The organism is Streptomyces flavusporus (assembly GCF_046267975.1).
Classification (GTDB): Bacteria; Actinomycetota; Actinomycetes; order Streptomycetales; family Streptomycetaceae; genus Streptomyces; species Streptomyces flavusporus.
Map to the genome: position 1 here is coordinate 2,539,952 of NZ_CP176503.1, position 26,720 is coordinate 2,566,671.

The following is a 26,720-nucleotide window of genomic DNA, read 5'->3' on the forward strand; positions in this document are numbered from 1 at the left end:
TTCGGGTACTCCTGGGATGCTGGTGTCGGATCCCCGGGCGGTTGCGTCGTCCGGGGGTTCGTGCGTTGTGGCGCCGCCTCGCCGGCCGGGCTTCATCCGGCGAGAGCGGCGGGTCAGAGGAGTACGCCGGGGATGCGGGCCTGGTCGTGGCGGTCGTCGGGCGCGTCGCAGATGAGCTGGTCGCCGTCCTTGAGCCAGCCGGTGCCGCCTTCGACCCAGGCGAGTGCGTCGTTGGGGGTGTCGAAGTGGTACTCCCACTGCTCGTCTTCGCCGTAGGCGGCGCCGCAGAGGTCGCAGACGGCGATGTAGACGGTCTTCGCCTTGACCGCCATCTACGCCACCTCCGGCACGACAGCGTCACCGCACTGAGGCGACCAACCAGACCTGCACGTCTCCGCGATCCCCTCCATCATCTGGAGGTTCTTGCGGTCCCAGTCCGCCTCACGTTCCTTGTGGCTGACGCGGCAGTCCTTGATATGGCTGCCGCCCGGCCACTCGGGCGGCTTCCACGGGCTGTAGTGGTTCTCCCGGTACTGGCGGAACATCTCCCGGTGGACGGCGCACAGGTCGCTGGGGATGGGCGTGTTCAGCACGGCTCCTCCCCCGTGCCGATCGCACGGCGCAGGGCGGCCTTCTCCCGGGCGCGCACGATGCGGTGGAGCTTCTTCTTGCCGCCGTCGGAGCGGATCTCGTCGTCCCAGTGGCCGAGGCCGGCGGCGCGGCCCTGGAGCATCACCCCGGTGCTGGGGCTGTGGCCACGGCGGCGGGGCTGCTTGCTGCCGGGGTTGCAGGGCTTGTAGCTGGGCATCAGGCGTTCTCCTTCCTGCCGCGCGCCCACGACGGCGGCACGTGGCCGGGGTCGGTGACGGCCATCGGCGCCTGGTGCAGCGGCACCGGGGTGATGACGGGGATCGGCTGCGTCTGGTCGGCGGCGGCGTTGGCCTTGACGCCGATGTCCAGGCGCCGCTGCGTGTCGGCGAGTTGCCGCTTGAGGTCGCGGATCTGCCGCTCCTGGTCGACGACGATCGCTTCGGCCGCCTGACGGCCGTGCTCGGCGAACTGCCACGCCTCGTACACCTCGCGGCGGTTCTGCTGGAGGATTGCGAAGTAGTCGTCGGCGGCGGCCTGCCGGTTGAGGAGCTTGATGTTGTCCTCGCGCAGCCTGCCGACCTCGTCGACAGCGCGGCGGCGGCCGTGGCCCTTCAGGGCGGCGGGGATCAGGTTGAGGGTCACGACGCCACCGCCTTGGGGAACTCGTCCCAGGTGCGGCCGTCGAGTTCGCGGCCCGCCTTCTTCTTGCCGACGCGGGACAGCTCGACGCGGTGGCCGAGGTCGTCGACCTGGAGGCGCAGTACTTCGATGAGGCCGAGGAGGACGGCCAGGAACGGCGCGTTGGCGGTCATCCGGTCACCGCCCGAGCTGCTTCACGCAGTGCCTGTGCGACGTCTCCGGCGGTGAGGCCGGGGATGCGCTCCCATGTGCCGACCGGGCATTGCAGGTGGGTGGCGAGGGCGTCGAACGCCTGCAGCGTCGTGTCCTCGGCGTCCGGGCTGCCGTTGCCGGGGATGAAGCCGGCGGCGGCATCGATGGCGCGCATTACCGGGCGTCGTGCCGGGTACCAGCCGTCGACGGTGACGATGTCGGCAGCCCGGTTGAGGACGTTCGCGATGCGGTAGCGGGTCACGGACAGGGTCACCATCACGCCACCTGCCACATGTCGCGGGTGCGCTTCACGACTCGGGCCTCGGCGGCGACCGTGGCGAGCTTGTTGATCGTGTCGTCGTCGGCGAGGTCGAGGACGATTGCCGCGTCCGGGCCGAGGACGATCGTCAAGTGGCCGTTGCGGACGTCCAGCTCGATCGCGTCAGGGTTGTCGCCGAGAGCGATCGTCAGACCCAGGAGCTGGGTCGGGGTGTGCATCACGACGCCACCTCCTTCGGTGCGGGCAGGCACTTCAGCGCCTCGGCGATCGCGGCCCGCCGGTCCTCGTCGTCGTGCATCGGCTCGTTCCAGCCGCACGTGGCGCACCAGAACTCCGACGGCTCCGGCTTCGGCTGGAAGTCCCGGCACAGCGGGCGCGGGTTGTTCGGCACCCAGCGGGCCGCGCGCGCCTCCGGACTGTTGTCCGTCGCCCGGAAAGGGTCGACGTGGGTGAGGGCGATGCAGGCGCTGTGGCCGTCGACCCAGACAACGGCGGTGTGGCCGCTGAGGACGGTGGCCTTGCTGCGCGTGCGGGTCAGCAGGCGGCGGGCGTCGCGGTGGCCCTCGGGCCGGGCGCCGGGGTAGGCGATGACCGGGGTGCCGACCGGGTACAGGCGGTTGAACTCGTCGGCCTTGCGCTGGCCTTCCTGCTTCTCGGCTTCGAGCTTCGCCTGGTACTCGTCGGCGACCTTCTGCCGGTGCGCGAGGATCAGCCCTCGGGCTTCGTCGTCGGTGACGCCGGCCTCGCGCAGCGGCTGGCACGGCCACGAGATCGGGTCGTCGAGGCTGTCGGGATCATCGGGCGTGCAGTGCAGGCAGTAGAAGCCGCCGAAGACCAGCTCGTCCCAGTCGTGCAGTTCCAGGAGCGCTGCCCGCTCCTCCGGGTAGTCGGTCACAGCGTCCTCCCCTTCCGGAGGTCGACGAACGGGCGGGTGGTGTCGTCTGCGTCGGCGGTGATGAGGAGGTGCCGCAGCTCGGCGCGCTCACCGGCCGGGGCGGGCTTGCCGCTGGCGGCGTACTCGGGATGGGCGAGCAGGTCGGCCAGACGGTCCATGCGGGCCGCGAACCGGGCCTTCGCGATACGGCGGTCACGCTCCGCCCACAGGCGGGCGGCCTCGTCCTCGACCGCGGCGGCGGGCACGTCCAGGCGGGAGATGTCGACGCTCATGCCGTCACCTCCTCGATGGGCTCGTAGGAGATGCGGCCGTCGCCGTACACGGTCACCGAAGCGACCGCGCCCTTCAGCGGCGTCGGAAGGCCCTCGCCGGTGTGGAACAGGACCTGAAGCCGGTTACCAAAGCCCGGCAACACCTGGATCTCGGTGATGTTGGAGTCCAGCTGCTCCGTCAGCGGGGAAGGAGTCGGGGCGGTCACCGGGCACCGCCCTCGCGGGGCTGGATGACCATGTCGTTGCGCTCCGCCCAGCTACGGGCACGGTCCGCGGCGAGCTGCTCGTTGAACGACGGGAAATCGGCGTAGCCGAAGCCGTAGTAGGTGAGCAATCCGAACTGAACGGTGGCCTTGGCGTTGCCGTCCTCGTCCGTCTCGACGCCTACACCGGCAGCCGTCGCGAATTCCGCGACCCGCTGGTTGGTCGTCAACGGGACGCTGATCTCCTTGACGTAAGGCACGGCGATGTCCGGGTGCTGCTCCAGCCAGTCGGCGAGCTGCCGCAGGCCAGCGATGTACGCGTCGCGGTCAGGGTTCTGGGAAGATGAACTCACGGTTCACTCCTGTTTCTTCAGGGTTCTAGGGGTGGATCGCGCGGCTAGGCCGCGGGGCCCCGGCTGCCGGTAGCGGCCGGTGGGCGGGGCTCAAGCCGCTTAGGCGGCGGCGGGGGTACGGGCCGGCTGAGCTCGGTCGTCTTCGGTGCCTTCGCCGTTCATCCAGGCGTCAAGGTCGCTGATCTTGTACTTGTAGCGGCGGAGCCCGTGGCGCACGCCCTTCGGGCCGGTGCCGTCGCGGCGCCAGCGGTAGAGCGTGACGACGTGGACGCCGAGGTAGTCGGCGGCGTCTTCACTCCAGAGCCAGCCCTTCGGCGGGGGCTTGGGCTTGTTCGGCATGGGTCTATTCCTCGCTCGCAGGGGTGGGGGTTCGAGACGTTCGGTTCAGGTCCGGAGACGACGGGGCCGCGAAAAGGACGTTGATGGCGACTCCAAGGGCCTCCGTGAGGGCTATCGCGTCGAGCACGTCGGCTGTGCGCTGCCTTCCGGCCAGGAGTTTGTCTATGACTCCCTGGCTCACGCCTGAGGCTTCAGCCAGGCCTCGGACGGAGAAGGACTCTCCCCGGCCGGGGTTGAGCATGCAGTGCCTGAAGAACGGGATGCTGCGCAGGGACCAGCGTCGGCTCACGATTCCCCCGAGTGGTGCGGAACTGTTTGCCTAACAGAGCAAAGCACAGTCGAGCCGATTCGTCTACAGATCCGAGACGGTCGACCGCCAGCTATCGGCAAAGTTCTTGGCTGGTTAATATCGATCTGTAGACGAAGTGTCTCGGATCCAGGATGGTTGTAGGGACTGAGCTGGTACTTTTCCCGAGCACGCCGACCCCCACAGAGACAGCTGGTATCTGACGTGACGCGAGAGGAAGAGGACATGACGGCAGCGGTTCCCGACCGGGCGACCGGTTTGGGTGAGCCGAGTCCCCGCGGTGCGCTGTCGCAGCTCATCCAGGACGCCAACGACCGCGGCCTCTCCTACCAGAAGATGTCCGACCGGGCCGTCGACTCCGAGACCGGCACCAAGCTGTCCAAGCCCTACCTCCAGCGCCTGGTCGCCAACCCGCCGGCCAACGCTCCCAGCCCAGCCCAGCTGAAGGCCCTCTCCAACGCCCTAAACGTCAGCGCGAGGCGCGTCAAGGCCGCCGCTGCAGCGCAGTGGCTGGAATACGAGGCGACAGAGCTGGCCGGCTACAACGACGACGTGCGCATCATCGTCGCCCACCTTGGCGACATGCCCGAGTCTGAACTGCGCCGCTGGCGGGCGATGATCGAGGCGGACGAGCGGGCGCGGCGCGAAAGCGAGTAGCAGACATCGCTGAGCAGCATCGACAGATGGCCGAAAAAGTCCCTAAGTAGACATTCCCTTGAACGGATTGTCGCCATCTGTTCACGCGGCGTACCCTTCCACAACCGTGCGCACCGGCACACGTCGCCCAAGCGCACCGCATCAATGGGAGGGCGCCTCATGCTGCGCGTTGTGTACGAAGCCACCACAGAGCTGATGCCTGAACAGATCGTCGACATAACGGAATCCCGCGGCCAGGTAAGGGTCAATATCCAACGGGACTCCGGCGCCGACGAGTACACCGCCGCCCTCACCGTCGCGCTGAAGCGGTTCCTCGCCAACTGCAACTGGTTCCAGATCTGGCGCGGCCGAATCATCAGCGCCAACTCCCCCGACAGCCCGCTCACCGTCACCTACCAGGCGGACGACCAGATCGACCTCCGCAAATGCGTGGAGGTCCGTGAGTCCTGCGGCCTCGTGGTGGTGCACGTCGCCAGCTCCGCAACGGCGGATCAGTTCGCGAAGGCCATGAACCCCTCGACGGAGCGCTTCCTGGCCGGCGGCCAGTGGTTCCAGCTGTGGCAGGGTGAGATCGTGACCATGGACTCACCGGGCAGCGCCGCTGCCTGACTCAGCGCCACCAGGGGGTACTGCATGGCCGGTTACATCGAGGACCGCTGGTACAAGAAGGGCCCCGACGGCAAACGCACCATCCCCACCGACCGCTGCAATCAGGGCAAGCGGTACCGCGTTGCTGGCGTCCCAGGCGTGAAGGACCGGAGCTTCGACAAGCTCACCGGCGCGGACGGCGCCAAAGCCTGGCTGGCCAAGGCGCAACACGAGTCCTCTCGTGGCGAGTTCATTGACCCGCGCGACGGCAAGCTGCTGCTGCGTGACTACGTCGTCGAGCACTGGTGGCCCAACCAGAACTACCGGGACCCGATCACCAGGGCGACCGTCAGGGGCAAGGTGTGGAACCACATCCTGGTTCACCTCGGCGCGAAGCCGCTGAATGGGATCAAGACGCCGCAGCTGCGGGTGTGGCTGAAGACGCTGAACGCGCAGTTGGGACCGGGCACGGTCAACGATGTGTGGGGCGCGCTGTCCGCCATCCTTCAGGCCGCAGTTGATGACGAGCGCATTACTAAGAACTACTGCCGTTCCCAGAAGACCGTGCGTCCACCGGCCCGCCCTGAGCCCCGTGCGGAAGCCTGGTCGCGGGAGCGCGTCCTGCAGGTACGGGATGCGATCGACGAGCGTGCACGCCTCGCTGTTGACCTCGGGGTCGGAGCCGGCCTGCGCCAGGGGGAAGTGTTCGGACTGGCCCTGGAAGACGTCGACTTTGACGCCATGGTCATTCATGTGCAGAGGCAGGTGAAGAAGGTCGGGTCGAAGCTGATCTTCGCTTTGCCGAAGGGGCGCAAGACCCGCTCCGTGCCGGTGCCGCCGCATCTGCTGCGGCAGGTAAGGGATCACCTCGCGCGGTGGCCGGCGACTGCGGTGACGCTTCCGTGGGGGGATCCTGCGGACGGCGAGACGGAGAAGGAGATCAAGGAGCGGGCGCCCCGCACGTTCAACCTGCTCCTCACTGCAGTGCGCGGCGGAGCCTGGAGGCGGGAATACTTCAACGACACCGTGTGGAAGCCGGCCCTGGAGGCTGCGGGCCTCATTGCTCCGCCGGAGGTACTGAAGCGGCCGATCGCGGGGAAGCCGGGGCGGTTCCGGACGGTGAAGCGGTACGCCGAGGACAGGGAGATGGGCTTCCACTCACTGCGGCACACCTTCGCCTCGGTACAGCTGGACGCGCGCGAGTCTGTCGTGTCAGTCTCTAAGTGGCTGGGCCACGCGGATCCGTCGATCACACTCCGGATCTACGCGCACATGATGCCCGAGGCTGACGGCCGGGGCCGGACGGCTATGCAGAACTGGTTTGAGGGGGGAATGAAAAAGATCTCCCCAGTCGCTCCCCAGGTACCGGCCGTGCGCATCCCGGCGCCATCCGAAGTGCTGGACGCTGACCCGTCAGAAGCGCAGTCGAACGCTGCGGCAGCTCACTGACCTGCGGTTACTCCCCGCTGGACTCAGGCAGCAGCGCCAAACGACGGTCTGTCCTGTGAGGTGTTCGTGGCTGACGGGGTGATGTTGTGCCAGATGGTGTTGTTCAGCCAGGTGGCCTCCGGGACCGGAGTGTGGCCGTACACCACCGCCGCCCGGCCCCGGTAGTCCTCCGCCCACGGGTAGCGCACCGGCAGCCCGAACTCGTCGGTCTCGCCCGTGGTGTCGCCGTACAGCGCGTGCGAGCGGACCCGGCCGGACGTCCGGCCGTGGTACTTCTCCGGCAGACCGGCGTGGCAGACCACCAGCCTGCCGCCGTCGAGGACGTAGTGGCTGACGAGCCCGTCGATGAACTCCCGTACCTGCTGCCGGAACTCCTCGCTCTCCCTCTCCATCTGCTCGATGGTCTCGGCGAGCCCGTGCGTGTGCTGGACCTTGCGGCCCTTGAGGTGACGCCCGTACTTGTTCTCGTGGTTTCCGGGCACGCACAGGGCGTTGCCCGACGTCACCATCGACATCACACGGCGCAGCACACCGGGGCTGTCCGGCCCGCGGTCGACGAGGTCACCGACGAAGACGGCGGTACGGCCCTCGGGGTGCACTCCGTCGACGTACCCCAACTTGCCCAGCAGCGACTCCAGTTCGGCGGAGCAGCCGTGGATGTCGCCGATGATGTCGAAGGGGCCGGTGAGGTGAGTGAGGTCGTTGAAGCGCTTCTCGGTGACGATCGTGGCGTTCTCGACGTCCTCCACTCCGCGCAGGATGTGCACCTTGCGGAAGCCCTCGCGCTCCAGGTGGCGCAGGGAGCGGTGGAGTTCGCGGGTGTGCCGCTGGATGACCCGGCGCGGCATGTCGGCCCGGTCGACGCGGGCCGCGTTGCGCTCGGCGCACACCTGCTCCGGCACGTCGAGCACGATGGCGATGGGCAGCACGTCGTACTGCTTGGCCAGCTCGATCAGCTTCCTTCGGGCGTCCGGCTGCACGCTGGTGGCGTCGACGACCGTGCGGCGGCCGGCTGCCAGGCGCTTGCCCGCGATGTAGTGCAGGACGTCGAAGGCGTCCCGGGTGGCGCCCTGGTCGTTCTCGTCGTCGGAGACGAGCCCGCGGCAGAAGTCGGACGAGATCACCTCGGTCGGCTTGAAGTGCCGACGGGCGAAGGTGGACTTGCCCGAGCCGGAGGCGCCGATCAGCACCACGAGGGAGAGGTCGGTGACGGGCAGGGTACGCCCCTCGGTGTCGACGGTCATGCGGCCTTCTCCTCCTTCGTGGTCCTGATCGTGGCTGTGCTCATGGAGAAAACGGCCATCTGGGTGGGCGGCCCCACCTCGGGGTCGTCGGGTCCGACGGACACGAACTCCACCTCGTAGCCGTGCCGTTCGGCGACTTTTCCGGCCCACTGGCGGAACTCGTCCCGCGTCCACTCGAAGCGGTGGTCGCCGTGCCGGACGTGACCGGCCGGGAGGGACTCCCAGCGGACGTTGTACTCGACGTTCGGGGTGGTCACGAGGACCGTCCGGGGTCGGGCGGCGCCGAACACCGCGTACTCCAGCGCGGGCAGCCGGGGCAGGTCGAGGTGCTCGATCACCTCGCTGAGCACGGCGGCGTCGTACCCCTTGAGCCGGTTGTCGGTGTAGGCGAGGGAGCTCTGGAAGAGCGTGACGCGCGAGGCCTGCCGCTCCCCCATGCGGTCCAGCTTCAGGCGCCGGGAGGCGATGGTCAGTGCCCGCATCGACACGTCCACGCCGACGATCTCGGTGAACCGCGGGTCCTTCAGCAGCGCCTGCACCAGCTGGCCCTGACCGCAGCCGAGGTCGAGAACCCGCGCGGCTCCGGACGCACGCAGGGCCGCAACGATCGCATCCCGCCGCTGCACGGCGAGCGGCGTGGGCTTCTCGGCCTCCTCGGTCTCGGCCTCGACCGCGTTGTCGAGGTCCTCGACCTCGCTGTCGTCGGCCTCGGCCAGCCGGACCAGTTCGAGCCGTTCCATGGCCTGCCGGGTCAGCGACCAGCGGCGGGACAGATAGCGGCTGGTGATCAGCTTCTGCTCCGGGTGGCCGGGCAGCCAGCCCTCACCGGCCCGCAGCAGCTTGTCCACCTCGTCGGAGGAGACCCAGTAGTGCTTGGCGTCGTCGAGAACCGGGAGCAGGACGTACAGATGACGCAGGGCCGCGGCGAGGGTCAGCACCTCCGACTCCAGTACGAGGCGCACATACCGGGAGTCGCCCCACTCCGGGAACTCACTGTCCAGCGCCACCGGGTCGGCGGTCACCGCCCATCCCAGCGGCTCGAAGAGGCGTCGTACGAGGTCGGGCCCGCCCCGGGCGGGCAGCGCCGGTATCTCGATGCGCAGCGGCAGCGGCTGTACGGCTCGCTCGGGCCGGGCGTTGCACACTCCCCGCATCGCGCTGGAGAAGACGGCGCTCAGCGCCACGGCCAGCAGCGAAGATGCGGCATAGGGGCGGTCGTTGACGTACTGCGCGAGCGCGGCGTCGGGCGCCCCGCCCCGGCCCTTGCCCTTCCCGCGCCGGACCAGCGCCACCGCGTCGACCTCCAGCAGCAGCGCCGCCGTGCAGCGCTCGGCGTCCGCCTCTGGGTAGAGGACGTGCGCGGTGCCGTAGGACGTGGAGAACGCCTGCGCTTTCTCGGGGTGCTTGTGCAGCAGGAAGCCGAGGTCGGTGGCGGGGCGCTCCGGGGTGCCGGTGGTGCTGATCGTCAGAAACACGGTGGACTGGCCTCGGAGTAGTGGTCTGAACTGCGGATACGCACACCGTACAGAGCGGGCATCGGCAGCACTCGGGAATTTTCGCTAGCCTCCCGGCCGACCGGGCGCGTTCGGGGGACAGACGGCATGAGCGCCCAGGCACGCACAGAAGCGGAGGCCTCAGTGACAGACGCCGGGTCAGGCACGGACCGCATCGACACCAGTAAGCCCCACTCTGCCCGTATGTACGACTACTTCCTGGGCGGGAAGGACAACTATCCGGTCGACTCGGCAGCGGCCGAGCAGGTCATATCCCTCTTCCCCGCCGTCCGGGACATGGCGCGGACCAACCGCTGGTTCATGCACCGCGCCTCCCGGCTCCTGGCCGAGCGAGGTGTCCGCCAGTTCCTCGACATCGGAACCGGAATACCGACCGAGCCGAACCTCCACCAGATCGTGCAGGGCATCGTCCCGGACGCTCGTGTGGTGTACGCGGACCACGATCCGATCGTCCTCAGGCACGCCGAAGCCCTGCTGCACAGCGCACCAGAGGGAAAGACCGCCTACGTCCAGGGCGACGTACGGGAATCGGGAAAGATCCTCGCGACGGCACGGGAGACCCTCGACTTCACGGAGCCGATCGCGCTGTCCCTCGTGGCTCTCCTGCATCTGGTGGCGGACGAGGACGAGCCCGGCCGGATCGTGCGTGAGTTGCTCGAACCACTCGCGCCCGGAAGCTACTTGACGCTTTCCCATGCGACGGGGGACTTCGACCCGGAGACCTGGGAGCGGGTCGTAGAGGTGTACCGCAAGGGCGGCACGCCGGCGCAGGTGCGCTCGCGCGGTGAGTTCTCCGGATTCTTCACGGGTCTCGAATTGGTGGACCCCGGCGTCGTGCTCGCGGCTCAGTGGCATCCCGAGCTCGGTGACCGGCACGGCGGTGAAGAAATCCCGCTGTACGTAGGAGTTGCACGCAAGCCATGACCGCCGGTCCGGCGGATCGCGCTGCACGGCCGGATCCGCCGGGTCGTCGATCGGTCGTACGAGTGTTACGACAGCTGCGACTGGACCTGGGAGGAGATCAGCTCCAGGTGGTCCAGGTCGTGCAGGTCGAGGACCTGGAGGTAGATCCGCCGGGTGCCGATCCCGGCGTAGCGGCCGATCTTGTCGACCACCTCGGCCGGAGTGCCGGCCAGGCCGTTGGTCTTCAGCTCCTCGACCTCACGGCCGATCGCGGCGGCGCGGCGGGCCACCTCCTGGTCGTCCTTGCCGACACAGACCACCAGGGCGCTGGAGTACACGAGGTCGTCGCCCTTACGGCCGGCCTCCTCCGCGGCGGCGCGGACCCGGGCGAACTGACGCTCGCTGTCCTCGACGGAGGCGAACGGCATGTTGAACTCGTCGGCGTACTGCGCGGCCAGCCGCGGGGTGCGGGTGGCACCGTGGCCGCCGATGAGTACGGGGATCTTCGGCTGGGCGGGCTTGGGCAGCGCCGGCGACTCCTTGAGCTCGTAGTACTTGCCGTGGAAGTCGAAGGTCCGGCCGACCTCCGTCGCCCACAGCCCGGTGACGATCTCCAGCTGCTCCTCGAGGCGGCCGAACTTCTCCTTCGGGAAGGGGATGCCGTACGCGGCGTGCTCCTCGGCGAACCAGCCGGCGCCCAGGCCGAATTCGACACGGCCGCCGGACATCTGATCGACCTGGGCGACCTGAATGGCGAGGACGCCGGGCAGCCGGAAGGTGCCCGCGGTCATCAGCGTGCCGAGCCGGATGCGCTTCGTCTCACGGGCGAGGCCGGCGAGGGTGATCCAGGCGTCCGTGGGGCCGGGCAGGCCGTCCCCGGAGCCCATCCTCAGATAATGATCTGAACGGAAGAAGGCATCGAAGGCAAGGTCCTCGGTGGCCTTCGCCACGGTGAGCAGGGTGTCGTAGGTCGCCCCCTGCTGGGGCTCGGTGAAGATTCGAAGATCCATGCTTCCATCCTGCCCCCTCGCCCTCCGCACGGCGTCATTGGTCCCAACGCCGAGGAGGCCGTCATGTCCGACCTGGCTAGCCCGCCTCCCGCTCCGGCACCACATGCTCCCGGTCCGCCAGCTTGCGCAGCATCTCCAGCACCCGGTCCCGCGACTCGTCCGCCGCGTCGATGGCCTCCATGCACTGCCAGTAGGTGCCCTCGTCGGGCACGGAGCAGGCGATGCCGACGAGGGCGATGCCGACCTCGCCGAGCAGGCCGCCGAGGTGCAGCAGAGTCTGCCGGGCGTCGCCCAGCTCGGTGAGCTGGGCCGCGCGCAGCTCACCCGTGTCGAGCTCCGGCGTGTCGAGCACGCCGCAGCCTCTGCCCGCCAGCTCGGTCAATCCCAGTGCCTCACCGCGCAGTTCGGGCGGTCCAAAGACCGCGAACCGACTGCCTATCGCCTGGGCCAGGGCCTGCGCCTGCCACACCTCCGTCATGATCTGAGCCATATCGCCGCTTGCCGCCAGGGCACGCCTGCTCGTCAGGATGAGCCGCACCGCATCCATGCGCTGCCCCCGTCTGTCCCGCCGCGCTCTCAGCACGTCGCCCGAACTCCCTTGTCCACTACCCAGAGTGAGGGAGTGTGAGGCGAAAAGCCAGAGGAAGACGGAAATCTGTGGACAACAATTCGGATGCGGTTCAGATTTCGACTGCGGAGAGTGAAAGTGGAGCCTGCGACTCCCGCCCCCGGAACCGGAGCGGGGTCAGGGCCCGTCCGGTGCCGGGAACCGCCGTTCGTTGCGGTCGATCTTCGCGTCGAGCGCGGCCAGCGGGTCGATGCCGAGCACCTCGCACAGCTGGAGCAGATACGCGAGGACGTCGGCCACCTCGTCCGTGACGCGGTGCGCGGTGTCGGGGTCGGACATGACGCGGGCCGACTCCTCCGGCGTCAGCCACTGGAAGATCTCGACCAGTTCGGAGGCCTCCACACTGAGCGCGGCCACGAGGTTCTTGGGCGTGTGGTAGCGCTGCCAGTTGCGCGCGGCGGCGAACTCGGCCAGCCTGCGCTGGAGCTTCGCCACGTCCAGTTCTTCACTCACGCGTCAAGGTGTACCACCGTGACTCCGTCCGTCCCCGCCGCCCAGGACGCGTCGCTCACCGCGCCGACCAGGCGGATGTGGCCGCGCTCGCACATCCGCGCCGCCAGCCGCAGCAGTTCGCCGCACTGCCGTGGGTCGAGTGCGCGGTCGAAACCGTCGGCGAGCACGGTGAGCGTCTGCAGGGCCGCGGGCACCTCGCCGACCGGGTCGACCTCCAGGACGCCCGGCCCGGTGAGCAGCACCAGGGTCAGGGCGAGGTATCTCAACTCACCGTCCCCGAGCCGTTCGTGGGCGGTCCGGATGCCGTCGCCCCGGTCCAGCACCGCGCGGACCGTGCCGTCGCCGAGCGGTTCGGCGAGGACCTCCGCGACGGTTCCGGCGCATCCCGCGCGCACTGCGGCGACGAGCTGCGCATGCCGCCGGGCGCACTCCGCGCGGGTGCGCCACAGGACGTCGGCCAGGTTGTCGCAGCCGCCGAGCAGCCGGCCGGAGCCCATCGGCACGGGGATGCGCATGCGTTCCGGCCGCGGGTCGCAGGCAAAAACGGAGCGCAGGGCGACGACCATCTGTTCGGCGGCAGCGAGGACGCGCCGCTGTCCGTCGGTCTTGCCGGCCACCCGCAGCGGCAGCAGCGCGGTGCCGAGCCGGTCGTCGGGCAGCGGGGCGCGGGTCACCGGCGCCGAGCCGGCCGTGTGCCAGGCGGCCTGTACGGCGCGCCGGCCCGGGTCGCGCAGGGCGGTCTCCAACAGGACCACGCCGTCGGCCGACAGCCGCTCCCCCACGACACGCAGGTCGGGTTCGGCCTGGACGGCGACGTCGAGCCGGACCGGGCCCTCGGGGCCGTCGGCCGTGCAGCCGATGCGGAAGCCGCGGCGGCGCTGGGCGTCGGGCCGGGCGCGTTCGGGCACGCAGGCGGCCGGGGCGGGGAACGCCTCGCCGAGTTCGGCTCCACCACCGAGCCGGGCCAGTGCGTCGTACGCCCGCAGCGCACTCGTCTTGCCGGAGCCGCTGGGTCCCGCGAGCAGGGTGAGCGGGCCGAGCGGGAGTACGGCACCGCGGTGTCCGGCGAAGGCGGAGAGTCGCAGCTCGGTGACGTGCGGCCGGTCCGGCGACCCGGGGCGGGGCGGGGTGGAGGTGCCGGACGCGGACGTCATGGATGACACGGCCATATCCGGACCGTAGGACTCCATGATCGGACGAACCGTTCCGCCTCCGGGACCTTCCTACGATCGGGCGACCCTACGGGGGCGATGTCACCCACAGGGGGCGCCCGCCCGGTGTGCGCCGACCCTCACGGGCCGGACACACCCGCGCCCTCCATCAGGCCCTGCACCTCGGTACCGGGCGGCGTCAGCAGGAACACGTTGCGGTCCACGCGGTGCATTCCGCTGCCCCGGCCGAAGACGACGCCCGTGCTGAAGTCCAGGACCCGCTTGGCGACCTCCGTCTCGGCGCCGGTCAGGTCCAGCAGCACCGGGATGCCCGCCATCAGCGTCTCGGCGACCTCGCGGGCGTCCCCGAACACATTGACCCGGAGCACGACGAAACGACGGCGCGTCTCGGTCTCCGCCTCCGGCAGCGCCCGGTGGTCCACGGCGGACGGCCAGGCGTCGCGGCCGCGCAACGGAACGACCTGGGCGAGTCCTTCCCACTGTTCATCGGTGACGTCGTGGCTGTTCACCGGCTCCCCCCGATCTGACTCGCACTCGTCGCCTGCACCAGGCAATTCTTACGGCAAGTCACCCGTTCGGCCGAACAGCGACACGGTCTGCGACGATTCTGTGGCCCTTTCCTCCGGAGTTGCGGCTTATTTCCCTCAGGTGGCGGCGCGGGTGAAGCGGAGCGTGGTCGCGATCGTGGTCAGGCCGCCCATCATGCCCAGCTGGTTCCAGGTCATGCCGAACTCGTTTCGGTCCACGGTGAACTCCGCATCCAACGTGACCTGTTCGGCGTCGGCTCCGAGGAGGCGGGCGACGAAGGTCAGAGGCCTGCTGATGCCGCGCACGGTGAGCTGACCGCCGACGTGCACCTTGTCACCGTCGCGCAGTTCGGCCTCGCGGGCGACGAAGGTGATCTCCGGGTGGTTGTCGGCGTCGAAGAAGTCGGCGGACCGCAGGTGCGTGTCGCGCTTGGCGTTCTTGGTGTCGAGGGAGGCCACGTCCAGGGTGAGGGTGCCGATGGCGGTGCCGTCGGGGCGTACCTCGCCCCGGCCGCTGACGGTCCCGAAGGCGCCCTTGACGGTGACCAGGCCCCAGAACGTCTTGTGCCGCACGGCGACGGTGGAGGCGGTGGTGTCGAGCTGCCACATGCCGGTTTCCACGGCGACACTCATGATCGTTCTCCTGTCGACCGGGCACTCCGAATGAGTACTCCAAATTTGGATGACCTCACGCCAGCGGACTGTCCAAATCTGAACAACTTACTCGTCCAAAATTGGACGACAGGTACACTCGAAACCATGGCCGACCCCGCCAAGCACCCCGCTGACCTGCCCGCATGCCCGTCCGCGCAGGGCGGTGGCCTGCTGCCGCCGGAGCTGCGCGCCTGGATGCTGTTGCGGGCCACGACGGGGGCCGTGGAGCAGCGGCTGCGATCGGTGGTGAAGGAACGGCTCGACGTGTCCCACGACGAGTTCCTGGTGCTGTGCCTGCTCGCCGAGCAGCCCGAGGGCGGCCTGCGCATGACGCGGATCGCGGAGCTGCTGGGCCGTCCCAAGACCCGGCTCACCTACCAGATCGCCTGCCTCCAGCGCGCCGGTCTCGTCACCCGCCGGTCGGCCTGCGGAGACCGGCGGGGCATCGAGGTCACCGTCACGGACCAGGCCCGGCACCTGCTGGAGGAGGCGTCCGGGGCCTTGGCGGAGACGGTCACCGAGGCCCTCGCCACCTGCGTCGGACCGGCCGAACGGGACGCGTTGTCCGGCCTGCTGCCGAGGCTCACCGGCGAGGCGCGCGCCGAGTAGGGCCTGTCCAGCGGATCAGGCCGGCTTCAAGGAACGGCACCTCATCGGCGCAGGTGAGCGGGGCGGCGGGACGAGCCTCGCCGGACAGTGCACGGACACTGCCGTGGTGCTCAACTGGTCGAAGTACTGCAACCGGGTCGAGTCCGTGAACGAGGAGGCGCGCACCTGCGTCGTCCAGCCGGGCATCGTGCTGGACGAGCTCAACCGGCACCTCGCGCCCACCGGTCTGCGGTTCGGCCCGGAGCCCGCCACCCACGCCAACTGCACGATCGGCGGCATGATCGGCAACAACTCGTGCGGCGCCACCGCCCAGGCGACCGGCAAGGTCGTCGACAACATCGCCCGGCTGGAGGTGCTGTTGTACGACGGCACCCGGTTCTGGTGCGGGGAGACGAGCGACGAGGAATACGCGGGGATCGAGCGTCGCGGCGATCCGCAGGCCGCCGTGTACCGCGCCCTGCGCGCCCTCCGTGACACCTACGGCGACGAGATCGGCCAGGCGGCGGTACGGCTGCTGGAGCACGCGGGCTGGCAGGTCGTCGTCCCCGACGAGCCGCTGTGCTGCGAGCTAACCTGGATCCCCACAAGCCAACTGGGCACCGCCGAGCGCATCCTGGCCCGCACCGTGCGGCGCCTCGCCGGGCATCTCCGGGCCGGCGAGCTGGTGGTCGGCCTGGAACCGAGCTGCACGGCCGTCTTCCGGCCGACGCCGGAGAGCTCTTCCCCGGGGACCACGACGTGCGCAGGCTCCCGTGTTTCCTTTGGGATCCGTAGTGATCCGTAGTGGTGTGTCATGGGGCAGGCACTGATACCGGTGTCGTATATGAGTGCGTGGATCGAATGCGTGACCTTTCCGTGGGTGTGTCGTTGATCGGATGACAGCACCACGGGTAAGGGAAGGGGGGCCGGTGAGTCGGAGGCTGCCGCTCGGTGAGGGCGAGACGGTCCGCACCGCCTGTGCCCGTGGCCTGCTGCGGACGGGCGTGGTGGAGAAGACGGGCGAGGTGCTGTCGGCCGCGGCCCTGGCGGAGCGGGTCGGGTGGGCGGCCGATCTGGTGTCCCGCATGGCTGCCGGGCTGCTGGCCGCGCGCTGGAACGCCGCCGACGTGGACGCGCTGGCCGCTGGTGTAGATGCCGGGGGCAGGGCGCTGCCGACGAACGCGTGGATGGCACTGCGGCGCCTGGGCTGGACGATCAGCCCGCCGGAGGGTGTCCGTGTCAATGACCGGATGATGCGCATGGCCCAGGAGCAGGCCGGGCGCCTGCTGCGGTCGGCGAAGTGGCGGGCCGATCTGACCACGGGAGTCCTCGCGACGTGGCCCGCCGATCCAGGCAGGCGCACCCCGGGCGAGTGGGATGCCGTCCGTGAGGCCGTCCCCGACGGCCGGCACCTGCCCTCCAGCATCATCAGGTCCCGGACCCGGCAGATCGCCGCCTTCCAGCACAGGCGCGGCCGCATGCCGGCTGACGTGTTCGAGCTGGAGGCCGCACCCGACGCGGCGCGGATGCTGCTGCTGTCGGCCTGTGACGGGCAGCAGGCCACCCTCGCCCGCGCCGACGATCCGGGCCGGGCGCTGCTGCGGCTGCAACTGCCCACCTGCCCCGCCCCGCGCTCCTACCGGGACTGGACGTGGGTGGCCTGCCCGATCACACTCCCGCCGACCGTCCCGCCCGGCGCGGTACTGCACCTGCCCACCTTGCGCACCCGCTCCGGCCGGGTCCACGCCGACCTCGCCTACACCCACGCCGTGCCGAAGGCCCGGCGCACCGGGCACACGATCGCACTCGGCGTGGACTGGGGCCTGAACACCCTGCTCAGCGCGGGCGCCGTCCGGCTGCACGACGACGGGACGATCACCGCTGTCGGGGCCGGTGCCCAGTTCCGCGCGGCCGGTGTGCTGGCCAAACAGCACCGGCTGCGGTGCGAGTCCGAGTACCTGCACGCCAAAGCCGACCACTACCAGCGGCTCATCAACGACACCGACGGGCATCGTCTGACCGGCAGGCACGCCGTGCTGGCCGAGGAGATCCGGCACGTGTCGGACCGGCGCTCCAACCTCAACGACGCCCTCGCCTGGTCCGCCGCACGGTGGACGGTCGACCAGGCCATCACCGCCGGTGCGAGCGTCATCTACATCGAGGACCTCCGCTCGCTGGAGGCTCGGGGCATGGGCCGCACCCTCAACACCCGCCTGTCCCAGCAGATCCGCGGGCAGATCGTGGACCGGATGCGGCACCTGGCCGCCGAGGGGGGTATCGCCGTGGTCACCGTCCCGCCCCGCAATACTTCCCGGCACTGCCCCCGCTGCCTGGTCCCGCTGCGCCACCGAAAAGCCCCCGACCGGCCCGCCACACCCGGCTGGAAATGGGCCACCTGCCCGAACCCCGAGTGCGGCTGGCAGGGCGACCGCGACATGGGCGCGTGGCAGCGCATCGCCGCCCGTGGACTCACCCACCAGACCAAGACCGCCACCGACCGCGCCAGCGGCGCCATGGCCATCCGCAACGTGGTCGACGCACTCGAAGCCACCGCGGTGGTCGGACCGGCCACCCCACACACTCGCCGGGACCGGTCGAAGACCGGGCCCACCCGGTGCAGGACCTCACGCCCCGCGCCCAGGCGACGCAGGGCACCCTCCCCCACCGGCCCCTCGGGTCCGGCGGGCAAGCGTCCGGAGGGACACGCACCACCGGGCCGGACGCGGCTGCCCCGCGCAGCCCACCGGCACCAGGGCGTGACGACGATCAGCACACCCACCACCCGCCGACACTGGCCGAGAGGGGCAGTACTGGGCGCGGGATTCCACCTGCACGCCCACGCCACCCCACCACGGTGGGAAACGATCCAACCGATCCCACAACCTGCGGATCACACAGGATCACTTAGCTGATCAGAGACGCTACGCAGCCAGACGGTGACCCTGGCCGAGCTGCTCACCGCGCACAGCCCCGGCTACGCGCCGCCTCAGGTGCCGGGCGCGCGGGCGCTGGCGCAGGTGCACTGTCACCAGCACGCGGTGCTGGGCTGGGACGCCGACCGGGAGCTGCTGCAGCGCGCCGGGGCCGATGTGGAGCGGCTGGAGTCCGGGTGCTGCGGGCTGGCCGGGAACTTCGGCTTCGAGTGGGGTCACCTGCAGGTCAGCCGGGCGTGCGCGGAACGCGTACTGCTGCCGGGACTGCGCGAGACGGACTCGGAGACGGCCGTCCTGGCCGACGGCTTCAGCTGCCGTATGCAGATCCACGAGTTCGACAGCGCCGGCCACGAGGCGGTCCACCTGGCGGAGCTGTTGGCCTCCGCGCTGCCGGGCGCCCCGGACGGCGGGTACGGCACCCGCCCCGCGCCTCCGGGCCGTACCGCCAAGGCGCTCGCACTCGCCGGCACCGGACTGGCCGTGGGAGCCGCCGTCGGCCTGCTGCGCCGGCCCGCCCGCCGAACCCGACGCGTCCTGGCTCCGATGCCTTGACCGACGATTCCGACGCATTACCGCCGAGCCGCCCGTCGACGTACTCATGAAATTCGGTGCCGTTCCGGGAATGCGAATTGATCGGCATTCCTCGGCTCGGCCACTCGAATCGCCCTGCCATTTCTGCGTGTTGCTTTTCTTCGCCGGTACTCTCGCCGACGTACTCCCGTGGGTGTATTGCCACCCCCGGAACGCCCCGGGGAGTACCGCCCGTTTCCCCCTTCTGCGCGACGCAGCGTGCCTTTCGCTGCGGAAGCCTGGATGCGCTCACAACTTTTGATTGAACGGCGGACATCCAGAAGGAGGCTGGCCACATGGGCAGCGCGGCGCAGCAGAGCGAGAGCGGCAAACGACGACGGGCGCTGCCCTGGGCGGTGCTCGGCCTGTGGGTCGGGTTACTGGTCCTGATCGCCCCGTTCTCGGGCAAGCTCTCGGACGTACAGGTGAACCGCGCGGTCGACTATCTGCCGACCAGCGCGGACTCCACGCAGGTGGCCAGGATCCAGGACAGTCTGCCGGGCGGTGAGGCCACCTCGATCGTCGTCGTCTACCACCGCGACGGCGGCCTCACCGAAGTGGACCGCACCACCGCGGCGGACCAGATCGCGCAGGTCGACGGCGACTTCGACCTCAGCGCCGAGCCGCAGGCCGTGACGTCCCAGGACGGCACCACGGTGATGTACCCCGTCAGCACCACCGCGCCCGGTCAGGACGACGAGGCCCGTGACGACTTCGTCGCCGGTGTGCGGGACATCACCCGTGGCGGTGACGGACTCGATGTGAAGGTCGGCGGCCCCGACGCCATCTCCACCGACGCTCGCGAGGTGTACGGCTCCCTGGGCGGTCCGCTGCTCTACACCACCGCCGCCATCGTCGCGATCCTGCTCGTCCTCATCTACCGCAGCCCGTTCCTGTGGCTGGTGCCGCTCATCGTCGCCGGTATCGGCGACTTCATGTCGATGGGCGTCGCGTACGGCCTCCACGAACTGTTCGGGACGACCATCAGCAGCCAGAGCTCCAGCGTGATGACGATCCTGGCGTTCGGCGCGGGCACCGACTACGCGTTGCTCATCGTCGCCCGCTACCGCGAGGAACTGCGGCGCGTCGTGCACCCGTACGACGCGATGCGGGCCGCGCTGCGCGGCTGCGGCCCCGCCGTCCTCGCCTCGTCCGGCACCGTCGCCGCCGGTCTGCTGTGCCTGCTCGCGGCCGACCTCGGCAGCAGCCGCGGCATGGGGCCGCTCGGTGCCGTCGGCGTGCTGTGCGCGCTGGTCGCGATGATGACGCTGCTGCCCGCCCTTCTCGTGCTGCTGGGCCGCCGGGTGTTCTGGCCGGTGGTGCCGGCCTACGGTTCACAGCCCAAGGAGCGCCGTTCGCTGTTCGCCTCCATGGGCAGCTCCGCGGGCCGCCGACCGGTGACGGTCCTGCTCGGCGGTGTCGTTGTGCTGGGTGCGCTGACCCTGGGCACGCTGAACCTCCCCGGCAGTCTCAAGCAGGAGGACTCCTTCACCGAGACGCCGGACTCGGTGGTGGCCATGAAGACGCTCGCCGAGGCGTTCCCCGAGCGCGGCACGGAACCCGTCGTCGTCACCGCGCCGACCGACAAGGCGGACGCGATCCTCGGCACGGTGCGTGGCACGTCGGGCGTCGAGAACGCGGAGCTCGGGCGGTCCGGCGGCGGCTGGACCGAGATCACCGTGATCACCGAGTCGGTTCCGCAGACCCCCGCCGAGTCCGAGACGATCAAGAAGCTGCGGAGCGAACTGCACGGCGAGGGCGCCTACGTGGGCGGCCCCAGCGCCGAGCAGCTCGACCTGAAGGAGACCAACAACCACGACCGTGTCGTCGTCGTGCCCATCGTCCTGGCCGCCGTACTGCTCATCCTGATCGCCCTGCTGCGCAGCCTGGTCGCACCGCTGATCCTGCTCGCGGCGGTCGTCGCGGTGTGGGGCGCCTCGCTGGGCATCGCGGGTCTGGTCTTCGAGCCGCTGTTCGGCTTCGAGGGCACCGACCCCGGACTGGGGCTGCTGTCCTTCGTGTTCCTCGTCGCCCTCGGGGTGGACTACGGCATCTTCCTGATGCACCGCATGCGCGAGGAATGCCTGGACGGGGCCGAACCCTCAGTCGCCGCGCTGACCGCGCTGCGGACGACCGGATCCGTGATCGCCTCGGCGGGCCTGGTGCTCGCGGCGACGTTCGCGGTGCTCACCAACATGCCGATGGTGCAGCTCGTCGAGCTCGGTTTCACGATCATGGTCGGTGTGCTGCTGGACACCTTCCTGGTGCGTACGTACCTCGTGACCTCGGCGAGCCTCGCGCTCGGCCGGAAGGTCTGGTGGCCGGGTCCGCTGTCCCGGCGGCCGGCGGCGCGTTCCGTCGAGCGGGAACTGTCCCCCACCGCGTGACGGTTCGCCGACCGGGGGCGTCCCTCTTTCAGAGGGGCGCCCCTTCGACAGAGGATGGCGGTGTGAATGTGAGTGACACGTTACGGCGGTTGGGCAGGGCTGTGCCCGGCAACCGCCGGGTCATGGTCGACGACGGTCTGCTCGCGGCGGCGATGGCCGCAAGCGCCGTGGTCGTCACGCAGATCGGCGGGACCAGCGGCCGTGCGCCCGACGCCTTCGGCTGGCTGCTGCTGTTGGCGGCGCACATCCCGATGGTGTGGCGGCGTACGGCGCCGATCCGCTCGTTCCTTGCCCTGACGGCCTTTCTGGTGCCCTACCACGCCCTCGACTACGACCACGGGGCGCTGATGGCCGCCTCGATGGCCGCCCTGTACACCATCGCCTCCACGGGTCCCGTCCTGCGCTCCGCGCTCGCCGGAGCCGGGGTGGTCGGACTGATGCTCGCGGTGAAGTTCGCGCAGGGCCTCAACGAGGGCACCGCCGCGCTGCGCGTCTCCGGGTGGATCATCGCCTTCCTCGTCCTCGGCATCTGCATCCGCTACCACCGCCAACACGTCGCCGCCGTCCTCGAACGGGCCGAACGCGCCGAACGCAGCCGCGAGGAGGAGGTCCGCCGCCGGGTCATCGAGGAGCGGCTGCGGATCGCCCGCGACCTGCACGATCTGCTGGCGCACAGCATCACGCTCGTCGGTGTGCGCACCTCCGTCACCGCGCACGTGCTGGAGCAGGATCCCGATCGCCTGGACCGTGCGGCCGTCGCCCAGGCGCTCGAGGACATCGCCGAGGCGTGCCGTGCCGCGCGGGTCGAACTCCGCGCCACCCTGCAGGTCCTCAGGTCGGGACCGGACGACACGCGCGGCCCGCTGCCCGGCCTCGACGCCCTGTCGGACCTGGTCGCCACGGCCCGCGCCGCGGGAGCCACGGTGCGCCTGGACGTCGCCGAGACGGAACCGCCGGCCGCCGTCGGCGCGGCCGCCTACCGCATCGTGCAGGAGGCCCTGACCAACGCGGTACGGCACGGCGGCCCGAACCCTGCGATCCGCCTCACCGTGCGCGAGCGGACCGGGTCCCTGCACGTGTCGGTCACCAACCGCGGCACCGCACCCGTCGTGCCCTCGGCGCATCCGCCCGGCTTCGGCCTCGTGGGCATGCGGGAACAGGCCCGCAGCGTGGGCGGCACGCTGGAGGCCGGGCCGCGCCGGGACGACGGTTTCGAGGTGCGGGCCGTGCTGCCCTTCACCACCTCTCCGCTGTCCGCCGCGTCCGCCGAGCCGACCGAGCCAACCCCGGCCGGCGCCCGGGCGGCGGCCTCCGCACGCCCGTCCGTGACGGCCGCGTTCGGCAGACCCCTTCGCCTCGATCCGTCCGGTGGCGGTGCCCAGTGACCGAGACCGCTCCCATCCGTGTCCTGCTCGCCGACGACCAGACGCTCGTACGGGCCGCCTTCGCCATGCTGGTCGACTCGGCCCCGGACATGGAGGTCGTCGGCCAGGCCGGCACCGGCCACGAGGCCGTGGAACTGGCCCGCTCCACCCGGGCCGACCTCGTCGTCATGGACATCCGCATGCCGGACCTCGACGGGATCGAGGCGACCCGGCTGCTGGCCGCCGACGAGGACCTGGCCGGCGTGAAGGTGCTGACGCTGACGACGTTCGACACCGACCACCACATCATCGAGGCGCTGCGCGCCGGCGCCTCCGGGTTCCTCGTCAAGGACACCAAGCCCGCCGAACTGCTGGAGGCCATCCGGACGGTGGCCGCCGGAGACGCCCTGCTCTCCCCGGGCCCGACCGCCCGGCTCATCGCCCAGGTGCTGCGCGCCCCCGACGCGGCACCGCGCTCCGCCCCCGTCGCCGGTCTGACGATGCTGACCGCCCGGGAGCGCCAGGTGCTGACCCTGGTGGCACGCGGCCTCAACAACAAGGAGATCGCCGACGCCCTGGGCGTGAGCCCGCTGACCACGAAGACCCAGGTCAGTCGCATCATGGGCAAGCTCGGCGCGCGTGACCGGGCCCAACTGGTGATCGTGGCCTACGAGTCCGGCCTGATCACCCCGGGCGCGGACTGACGACGCCGCTCCACGCGCCGGCCGTGCTGCACGCCTCCGGCCGCTGCCCGCGAGTTCGGCGGGCGGCGGCCGGAGGCGTTCTGCGTCGACAGCTCAGCTCACCAGCTCGCCCTTCTCCGCGGGTACCTCGGCGGACCTGCGCTTTTCGGCGCGGGTGGCGAGCCAGGCCCGTAGCCTGCGCTCGATCGGATCCTCGTAGAAGCGGTGCACGAGCCAGCCCACCAGGAGCGAGACCGCGAGGCTGACGGCGCCCCACAGCCAGTGGGCGTTGACCGGTGTGACGGGGTCGAGGAAGAAGTCCACCATCTCCTTGTCGGGGTAGACCATCGCCGCGACCGTGAAGAGCACCGTGAAGTGGAACAGGTAGACGCCCATGGACGTCTTGCCGAGCGCCACCAGGGCGGGCCTGCTGAACAGCGAGCCGTGGCCGTCCACTTCGCGCTGCGTGTAGGCGGCCAGCAGAAGGGCGTACATCGGTGCCATGACGAGGTCCAGCGGGTCGTGCGGCACCTCGCTGCGCACCGAGGTGCCGCTCATCGCCAGCATCACGCCGAGCACGACCGCCATGGCCGCGTACACCTGGCCGACCGAAAAGCGGAACTTCAGGCCCCGCCGCATCGCCGCCGCCATCCAGACACCGCACAGGAACTCGTGGATACGGCCCAGCGGGGAGTAGATGCCGAAGGTCAGACCACTCGCGTCCTCCAGGGCGAGCGGCTCGCCGGGCGGGTAGGCGGCCCACAGGGCGATCCTGATCACCCAGCCGTAGACCAGCGTCAGGCCGGCCAGCCACAGCAGCTGCCGGGGGGTGCGCCGCAGCGCGAACCGGCCCACCCACAGGAAGATCGCGTAGAAGAACACGACGCACGACAGCATCCACGTCACGGGGTTGGTCGACTCGAGCACGACTGGCGGTATCCACGCCTGCACGAAGAACAGCGCGGCCACGGCGGCGCCGATCATGTGCGCGGCGTCGGTGGCGGGGTCGGCGAGCGCGAAACCGAGGGGCAGCGCGAGCGCGATCACCAACGTGGGCCAGATCCGCGCCATGCGACGGCCGAGGAACCACCCCAGCCGGTCGTTGCCCCGGAAGCTCCAGGTCAGCGCGAACCCGGACAGCACCAGGAAGAAGGTGCCGCCGGAACCTGCGAGCCCGAGCACGTCGTTGACGTGCGGAACGGGCATCAGCACCGCCAGATGGGAGATGAACACGGTCATCGACATCAGGAACCGCAGACCGGTGAGGGAACGGACGTTCCGCAGTGGCGGTGGCTGCAGTTCTTCGTTGCCGGGCTTGGTCATTTTCGCCTCACTGAAGTCTCGGGTCGACCCATAGACGGTCCCAGCAGGCGGCAAAGCCCCCATCAATCCAGGGCAAACCACGCATCCCGCCAACGCGCCCAGCGCAGTCGCGCGGCCGGGCCGCGGGACTGCGCTGGGCATGGTGGGGTGGAGATGTGGCCGGTTCGGCTCAGTCGATACCGCGGACGATATGGGGCTCGATCGGCTCCTCCTCCACGCCGGCGAGCCCCAGCACGGGCACCAACAGCTCTTCCCGCACCTCTTCACGGTCCAGCAGTTGTTCCTCCTGCTCCTCGTTCATCACTCCTCCTGAAGATCGTGCGGCTCCGAACAGGCAGGCCTCGTTACTTCGTCGCCGCCTCGCGCAGGGCGGCGGCGCGGTCGGCCCGCTCCCAGGTGAAGTCGGGCAGCTCACGGCCGAAGTGGCCGTAGGCGGCCGTCTGCGCGTAGATCGGACGCAGCAGGTCGAGGTCCCGGACGATGGCGGCCGGGCGCAGGTCGAAGACCTCCGTGACCGCCTGCTGGATGCGCTCCACCGGGACCGTCTCGGTACCGAAGGTCTCGACGAACAGACCCACGGGCCTGGCCTTGCCGATGGCGTACGCGACCTGCACCTCGCAGCGTCGCGCGAGTCCGGCGGCGACCACGTTCTTGGCGACCCAGCGCATCGCGTACGCCGCGCTCCGGTCCACCTTCGACGGGTCCTTGCCCGAGAAGGCGCCGCCGCCGTGGCGGGCCATGCCGCCGTACGTGTCGATGATGATCTTCCGGCCGGTCAGGCCGGCGTCGCCCATCGGGCCGCCGATCTCGAACCGTCCGGTCGGGTTGACCAGGAGACGGTAGGAGTCGGTCTCCAACTTGATTCCCTGCTCGGCCAGTTGGGACAGCACCGGCTCGACGACATGCTGACGGACATCGGGCGTCAGCAGCGTGTCCAGGTCGATGTCCGCGGCGTGCTGCGTGGAGACGACGACGGTGTCCAGACGTACGGCGCGGTCGCCGTCGTACTCGATGGTGACCTGCGTCTTGCCGTCGGGCCTGAGATAGGGGACGGTGCCGTCCTTGCGCACCTGGGTCAGCCTGCGGGACAGCCGGTGCGCCAGCTCGATCGGCACGGGCATCAGGCTCGGCGTCTCGTCGCTTGCGTAGCCGAACATCAGGCCCTGGTCGCCGGCGCCCTGCCGGTCGAGTGCCTCGTCGTCGCCCGCGCCGGGGTCCTGCACTCGTGTCTCGTAGGCCGTGTCCACCCCCTGCGCGATGTCCGGCGACTGGCCTCCTATCGACACCGAGACCCCGCAGGACGCGCCGTCGAACCCCTTGGCCGACGAGTCGTAGCCGATCTCCAGCACGGTCTGCCGCACCAGCGCGGCGATGTCCGCGTACGCCGAGGTGGTGACCTCACCGGCGACATGGACCTGGCCCGTGGTGATCAGCGTCTCCACCGCGACACGCGCGGTCGGGTCCCGGCTGAGCAGCGCGTCGAGGATCCCGTCACTGATCTGGTCGGCGATTTTGTCCGGGTGACCTTCGGTCACCGACTCCGAGGTGAACAGCCGCTTGGCCATCGTGTGCTCCGTTGCGAAGTGTGAGGGGGTGCGAGGGGGTACGAGGGAAGGGTGGTGGCCCCGGCGGCACGGGCCGCCGGGGCGCTGATCAGGGGTCGGTGTAGAAACGCGCCCAGATGTCGATCTCGTCGGGGGACAGCGGCACATGGCTGCTCAGCCGCTCCGGATGCCCGTCGGGCGGGGCGTCGAGCAGTGGTGCCGGCGACTCCGGCTGCGCGGCGGAGATTTCGGGCGGCGGCGGGTGCACCCACATCAGACCCGCGGCCTTGAGCCCCTCGTACACGGTGGTCAGGAACCACGTCCCGCAGACGACGACTCCTCGGGACAGGGCTGCGAAGTACCCCTGGCTCTCCCCTTTGTCCTCGCCGGGACCGCCGGACGGGCTCTCCCCGTCCGCTTCGCGCTCTCTGTCCGGCATGACGCGCCCGCTCCCCCGC

33 protein-coding genes and 2 pseudogenes are annotated in these 26,720 nt (G+C 70.1%); 11 read left to right on the plus strand and 24 right to left on the minus strand.

What is annotated here, in order from left to right:
- Positions 1–113: 113 nt before the first annotated feature.
- From ACKTSN_RS12075 to ACKTSN_RS12130, 12 genes are all read right to left on the minus strand, one after another.
- A complete protein-coding gene (locus ACKTSN_RS12075) occupies positions 114–332 on the minus strand; it encodes a hypothetical protein (RefSeq protein WP_409469124.1) in 219 nt (72 codons plus the stop codon).
- Positions 333–593, minus strand: a complete 261-nt coding sequence (locus tag ACKTSN_RS12080) for a hypothetical protein (RefSeq protein WP_409469125.1) — start codon at positions 591–593, stop codon at positions 333–335. It abuts the gene before it with no gap.
- The gene (locus ACKTSN_RS12085; RefSeq protein WP_409469126.1) at positions 587–808 is read right to left on the minus strand and encodes a hypothetical protein; all 222 of its coding nucleotides are present in this window, start codon (positions 806–808) and stop codon (positions 587–589) included. Before ACKTSN_RS12085 ends, ACKTSN_RS12080 begins: the two co-directional genes overlap by 7 nt.
- Entirely contained in the window at positions 808–1,233 is a 426-nt protein-coding gene (locus ACKTSN_RS12090; RefSeq protein WP_409469127.1) for a hypothetical protein, read from the minus strand. The genes ACKTSN_RS12085 and ACKTSN_RS12090 overlap by 1 nt, the downstream gene beginning before the upstream one ends.
- Positions 1,230–1,403 (minus strand): hypothetical protein, encoded by a 174-nt coding sequence (locus ACKTSN_RS12095; protein WP_409469128.1) that lies wholly within the window; start codon positions 1,401–1,403, stop codon positions 1,230–1,232. The genes ACKTSN_RS12090 and ACKTSN_RS12095 overlap by 4 nt, the downstream gene beginning before the upstream one ends.
- Positions 1,400–1,699, minus strand: coding sequence for a DUF6197 family protein (locus tag ACKTSN_RS12100; RefSeq protein ID WP_409469129.1), 300 nt, complete (start codon positions 1,697–1,699; stop codon positions 1,400–1,402). The genes ACKTSN_RS12095 and ACKTSN_RS12100 overlap by 4 nt, the downstream gene beginning before the upstream one ends.
- Positions 1,699–1,923, minus strand: coding sequence for a hypothetical protein (locus ACKTSN_RS12105; RefSeq protein ID WP_409469130.1), 225 nt, complete (start codon positions 1,921–1,923; stop codon positions 1,699–1,701). Before ACKTSN_RS12105 ends, ACKTSN_RS12100 begins: the two co-directional genes overlap by 1 nt.
- A complete protein-coding gene (locus ACKTSN_RS12110; protein ID WP_409469131.1) occupies positions 1,920–2,597 on the minus strand; it encodes a hypothetical protein in 678 nt (225 codons plus the stop codon). Before ACKTSN_RS12110 ends, ACKTSN_RS12105 begins: the two co-directional genes overlap by 4 nt.
- Positions 2,594–2,869: a hypothetical protein gene (locus ACKTSN_RS12115; protein ID WP_409469132.1), complete on the minus strand. Its 276-nt coding sequence runs from the start codon at positions 2,867–2,869 to the stop codon at positions 2,594–2,596. Before ACKTSN_RS12115 ends, ACKTSN_RS12110 begins: the two co-directional genes overlap by 4 nt.
- A complete protein-coding gene (locus tag ACKTSN_RS12120; RefSeq protein ID WP_409469133.1) occupies positions 2,866–3,075 on the minus strand; it encodes a hypothetical protein in 210 nt (69 codons plus the stop codon). Before ACKTSN_RS12120 ends, ACKTSN_RS12115 begins: the two co-directional genes overlap by 4 nt.
- The gene (locus tag ACKTSN_RS12125; protein WP_409469134.1) at positions 3,072–3,425 is read right to left on the minus strand and encodes a hypothetical protein; all 354 of its coding nucleotides are present in this window, start codon (positions 3,423–3,425) and stop codon (positions 3,072–3,074) included. The genes ACKTSN_RS12120 and ACKTSN_RS12125 overlap by 4 nt, the downstream gene beginning before the upstream one ends.
- A 99-nt stretch (positions 3,426–3,524) precedes the next feature.
- A complete protein-coding gene (locus tag ACKTSN_RS12130; RefSeq protein WP_409469135.1) occupies positions 3,525–3,764 on the minus strand; it encodes a helix-turn-helix transcriptional regulator in 240 nt (79 codons plus the stop codon).
- A gap of 532 nt (positions 3,765–4,296) precedes the next feature.
- Here ACKTSN_RS12130 and ACKTSN_RS12135 point away from each other — a divergent pair.
- From ACKTSN_RS12135 to ACKTSN_RS12145, 3 genes are all read left to right on the plus strand, one after another.
- Positions 4,297–4,728, plus strand: a complete 432-nt coding sequence (locus ACKTSN_RS12135; protein WP_409469136.1) for a hypothetical protein — start codon at positions 4,297–4,299, stop codon at positions 4,726–4,728.
- 195 nt (positions 4,729–4,923) lie between these two features.
- Positions 4,924–5,337, plus strand: a complete 414-nt coding sequence (locus ACKTSN_RS12140) for a hypothetical protein (protein ID WP_409469137.1) — start codon at positions 4,924–4,926, stop codon at positions 5,335–5,337.
- Positions 5,338–5,361: 24 nt separating this feature from the next.
- The gene (locus ACKTSN_RS12145; protein ID WP_409469138.1) at positions 5,362–6,765 is read left to right on the plus strand and encodes a tyrosine-type recombinase/integrase; all 1,404 of its coding nucleotides are present in this window, start codon (positions 5,362–5,364) and stop codon (positions 6,763–6,765) included.
- A gap of 92 nt (positions 6,766–6,857) precedes the next feature.
- Here the strand turns inward: ACKTSN_RS12145 and ACKTSN_RS12150 are convergent.
- Positions 6,858–8,009: pseudogene (locus ACKTSN_RS12150) on the minus strand (AAA family ATPase); the annotation flags it as partial.
- A complete protein-coding gene (locus ACKTSN_RS12155; protein ID WP_409469139.1) occupies positions 8,006–9,484 on the minus strand; it encodes a 3' terminal RNA ribose 2'-O-methyltransferase Hen1 in 1,479 nt (492 codons plus the stop codon). The pseudogene ACKTSN_RS12150 and the gene ACKTSN_RS12155, both read right to left, overlap by 4 nt.
- A 162-nt stretch (positions 9,485–9,646) precedes the next feature.
- Between ACKTSN_RS12155 and ACKTSN_RS12160 the strand changes: the two genes are divergently transcribed.
- Positions 9,647–10,447 (plus strand): SAM-dependent methyltransferase, encoded by an 801-nt coding sequence (locus tag ACKTSN_RS12160; protein ID WP_409469140.1) that lies wholly within the window; start codon positions 9,647–9,649, stop codon positions 10,445–10,447.
- A 65-nt stretch (positions 10,448–10,512) separates the two neighbouring features.
- On the opposite strand, the gene ACKTSN_RS12165 is transcribed toward ACKTSN_RS12160, so the two are convergent.
- The 6 genes from ACKTSN_RS12165 to ACKTSN_RS12190 form a co-directional block, all read right to left on the minus strand.
- Positions 10,513–11,436: an LLM class F420-dependent oxidoreductase gene (locus ACKTSN_RS12165; protein ID WP_409469141.1), complete on the minus strand. Its 924-nt coding sequence runs from the start codon at positions 11,434–11,436 to the stop codon at positions 10,513–10,515.
- Between the two features lie 76 nt (positions 11,437–11,512).
- Positions 11,513–11,983, minus strand: a complete 471-nt coding sequence (locus ACKTSN_RS12170) for a DUF6099 family protein (protein WP_409469142.1) — start codon at positions 11,981–11,983, stop codon at positions 11,513–11,515.
- Between the two features lie 198 nt (positions 11,984–12,181).
- Positions 12,182–12,517: a nucleotide pyrophosphohydrolase gene (locus tag ACKTSN_RS12175; RefSeq protein WP_409469143.1), complete on the minus strand. Its 336-nt coding sequence runs from the start codon at positions 12,515–12,517 to the stop codon at positions 12,182–12,184.
- A complete protein-coding gene (locus ACKTSN_RS12180) occupies positions 12,514–13,686 on the minus strand; it encodes an AAA family ATPase (RefSeq protein WP_409469144.1) in 1,173 nt (390 codons plus the stop codon). Before ACKTSN_RS12180 ends, ACKTSN_RS12175 begins: the two co-directional genes overlap by 4 nt.
- A gap of 122 nt (positions 13,687–13,808) precedes the next feature.
- A complete protein-coding gene (locus ACKTSN_RS12185) occupies positions 13,809–14,198 on the minus strand; it encodes a cell division protein SepF (RefSeq protein WP_206307028.1) in 390 nt (129 codons plus the stop codon).
- 135 nt (positions 14,199–14,333) lie between these two features.
- The gene (locus ACKTSN_RS12190) at positions 14,334–14,849 is read right to left on the minus strand and encodes a YceI family protein (RefSeq protein WP_409469145.1); all 516 of its coding nucleotides are present in this window, start codon (positions 14,847–14,849) and stop codon (positions 14,334–14,336) included.
- 126 nt (positions 14,850–14,975) lie between these two features.
- Between ACKTSN_RS12190 and ACKTSN_RS12195 the strand changes: the two genes are divergently transcribed.
- The 7 genes and pseudogenes from ACKTSN_RS12195 (at position 14,976) to ACKTSN_RS12225 (ending at position 23,416) form a co-directional block, all read left to right on the plus strand.
- A complete protein-coding gene (locus ACKTSN_RS12195) occupies positions 14,976–15,479 on the plus strand; it encodes a MarR family winged helix-turn-helix transcriptional regulator (RefSeq protein ID WP_409469146.1) in 504 nt (167 codons plus the stop codon).
- Positions 15,480–15,537: 58 nt separating this feature from the next.
- A pseudogene (locus ACKTSN_RS12200) lies at positions 15,538–15,972 on the plus strand (FAD-binding oxidoreductase); the annotation flags it as partial.
- Between the two features lie 415 nt (positions 15,973–16,387).
- Positions 16,388–18,370 carry a zinc ribbon domain-containing protein gene (locus ACKTSN_RS12205; protein WP_409469147.1) on the plus strand — a complete coding sequence of 661 codons (1,983 nt, stop codon included), beginning with the start codon at positions 16,388–16,390 and terminating at the stop codon, positions 18,368–18,370.
- 24 nt (positions 18,371–18,394) lie between these two features.
- Entirely contained in the window at positions 18,395–18,943 is a 549-nt protein-coding gene (locus ACKTSN_RS12210; protein WP_409469148.1) for a hypothetical protein, read from the plus strand.
- A gap of 314 nt (positions 18,944–19,257) precedes the next feature.
- Positions 19,258–21,348 carry an MMPL family transporter gene (locus tag ACKTSN_RS12215; protein ID WP_409469149.1) on the plus strand — a complete coding sequence of 697 codons (2,091 nt, stop codon included), beginning with the start codon at positions 19,258–19,260 and terminating at the stop codon, positions 21,346–21,348.
- 68 nt (positions 21,349–21,416) lie between these two features.
- Entirely contained in the window at positions 21,417–22,733 is a 1,317-nt protein-coding gene (locus tag ACKTSN_RS12220) for a sensor histidine kinase (protein ID WP_409469150.1), read from the plus strand.
- A 65-nt stretch (positions 22,734–22,798) separates the two neighbouring features.
- Positions 22,799–23,416 (plus strand): response regulator, encoded by a 618-nt coding sequence (locus ACKTSN_RS12225; protein WP_240797811.1) that lies wholly within the window; start codon positions 22,799–22,801, stop codon positions 23,414–23,416.
- A gap of 93 nt (positions 23,417–23,509) precedes the next feature.
- Here the strand turns inward: ACKTSN_RS12225 and ACKTSN_RS12230 are convergent, their stop codons facing one another.
- From ACKTSN_RS12230 to ACKTSN_RS12245, 4 genes are all read right to left on the minus strand, one after another.
- Positions 23,510–24,718: an acyltransferase family protein gene (locus ACKTSN_RS12230; RefSeq protein WP_409469151.1), complete on the minus strand. Its 1,209-nt coding sequence runs from the start codon at positions 24,716–24,718 to the stop codon at positions 23,510–23,512.
- A gap of 169 nt (positions 24,719–24,887) precedes the next feature.
- Positions 24,888–25,019, minus strand: a complete 132-nt coding sequence (locus ACKTSN_RS12235) for a hypothetical protein (protein WP_409469152.1) — start codon at positions 25,017–25,019, stop codon at positions 24,888–24,890.
- Positions 25,020–25,062: 43 nt separating this feature from the next.
- Positions 25,063–26,283 carry a methionine adenosyltransferase gene (gene metK, locus ACKTSN_RS12240; RefSeq protein WP_409469153.1) on the minus strand — a complete coding sequence of 407 codons (1,221 nt, stop codon included), beginning with the start codon at positions 26,281–26,283 and terminating at the stop codon, positions 25,063–25,065.
- 88 nt (positions 26,284–26,371) lie between these two features.
- The gene (locus ACKTSN_RS12245; RefSeq protein ID WP_409469154.1) at positions 26,372–26,701 is read right to left on the minus strand and encodes a DUF6059 family protein; all 330 of its coding nucleotides are present in this window, start codon (positions 26,699–26,701) and stop codon (positions 26,372–26,374) included.
- Positions 26,702–26,720 lie beyond the last annotated feature (19 nt).

What these genes read in the sequence shown, in the direction of transcription:
- ACKTSN_RS12075 (WP_409469124.1), bottom strand. Translation starts at nt 332, where the DNA reads ATGGCGGTCAAGGCGAAGACCGTCTACATCGCCGTCTGCGACCTCTGC.
- ACKTSN_RS12085 (WP_409469126.1), bottom strand. Translation starts at nt 808, where the DNA reads ATGCCCAGCTACAAGCCCTGCAACCCCGGCAGCAAGCAGCCCCGCCGC.
- ACKTSN_RS12095 (WP_409469128.1), bottom strand. Translation starts at nt 1,403, where the DNA reads ATGACCGCCAACGCGCCGTTCCTGGCCGTCCTCCTCGGCCTCATCGAA.
- ACKTSN_RS12100 (WP_409469129.1), bottom strand. Translation starts at nt 1,699, where the DNA reads ATGGTGACCCTGTCCGTGACCCGCTACCGCATCGCGAACGTCCTCAAC.
- ACKTSN_RS12115 (WP_409469132.1), bottom strand. Translation starts at nt 2,869, where the DNA reads ATGAGCGTCGACATCTCCCGCCTGGACGTGCCCGCCGCCGCGGTCGAG.
- ACKTSN_RS12130 (WP_409469135.1), bottom strand. Translation starts at nt 3,764, where the DNA reads ATGCCGAACAAGCCCAAGCCCCCGCCGAAGGGCTGGCTCTGGAGTGAA.
- ACKTSN_RS12135 (WP_409469136.1), top strand. Translation starts at nt 4,297, where the DNA reads ATGACGGCAGCGGTTCCCGACCGGGCGACCGGTTTGGGTGAGCCGAGT.
- ACKTSN_RS12140 (WP_409469137.1), top strand. Translation starts at nt 4,924, where the DNA reads ATGCCTGAACAGATCGTCGACATAACGGAATCCCGCGGCCAGGTAAGG.
- ACKTSN_RS12145 (WP_409469138.1), top strand. Translation starts at nt 5,362, where the DNA reads ATGGCCGGTTACATCGAGGACCGCTGGTACAAGAAGGGCCCCGACGGC.
- ACKTSN_RS12165 (WP_409469141.1), bottom strand. Translation starts at nt 11,436, where the DNA reads ATGGATCTTCGAATCTTCACCGAGCCCCAGCAGGGGGCGACCTACGAC.
- ACKTSN_RS12170 (WP_409469142.1), bottom strand. Translation starts at nt 11,983, where the DNA reads ATGGATGCGGTGCGGCTCATCCTGACGAGCAGGCGTGCCCTGGCGGCA.
- ACKTSN_RS12180 (WP_409469144.1), bottom strand. Translation starts at nt 13,686, where the DNA reads ATGGCCGTGTCATCCATGACGTCCGCGTCCGGCACCTCCACCCCGCCC.
- ACKTSN_RS12190 (WP_409469145.1), bottom strand. Translation starts at nt 14,849, where the DNA reads ATGAGTGTCGCCGTGGAAACCGGCATGTGGCAGCTCGACACCACCGCC.
- ACKTSN_RS12195 (WP_409469146.1), top strand. Translation starts at nt 14,976, where the DNA reads ATGGCCGACCCCGCCAAGCACCCCGCTGACCTGCCCGCATGCCCGTCC.
- ACKTSN_RS12215 (WP_409469149.1), top strand. Translation starts at nt 19,258, where the DNA reads ATGGGCAGCGCGGCGCAGCAGAGCGAGAGCGGCAAACGACGACGGGCG.
- ACKTSN_RS12225 (WP_240797811.1), top strand. Translation starts at nt 22,799, where the DNA reads ATGCTGGTCGACTCGGCCCCGGACATGGAGGTCGTCGGCCAGGCCGGC.
- ACKTSN_RS12230 (WP_409469151.1), bottom strand. Translation starts at nt 24,718, where the DNA reads ATGACCAAGCCCGGCAACGAAGAACTGCAGCCACCGCCACTGCGGAAC.
- ACKTSN_RS12235 (WP_409469152.1), bottom strand. Translation starts at nt 25,019, where the DNA reads ATGAACGAGGAGCAGGAGGAACAACTGCTGGACCGTGAAGAGGTGCGG.
- metK (WP_409469153.1), bottom strand. Translation starts at nt 26,283, where the DNA reads ATGGCCAAGCGGCTGTTCACCTCGGAGTCGGTGACCGAAGGTCACCCG.
- ACKTSN_RS12245 (WP_409469154.1), bottom strand. Translation starts at nt 26,701, where the DNA reads ATGCCGGACAGAGAGCGCGAAGCGGACGGGGAGAGCCCGTCCGGCGGT.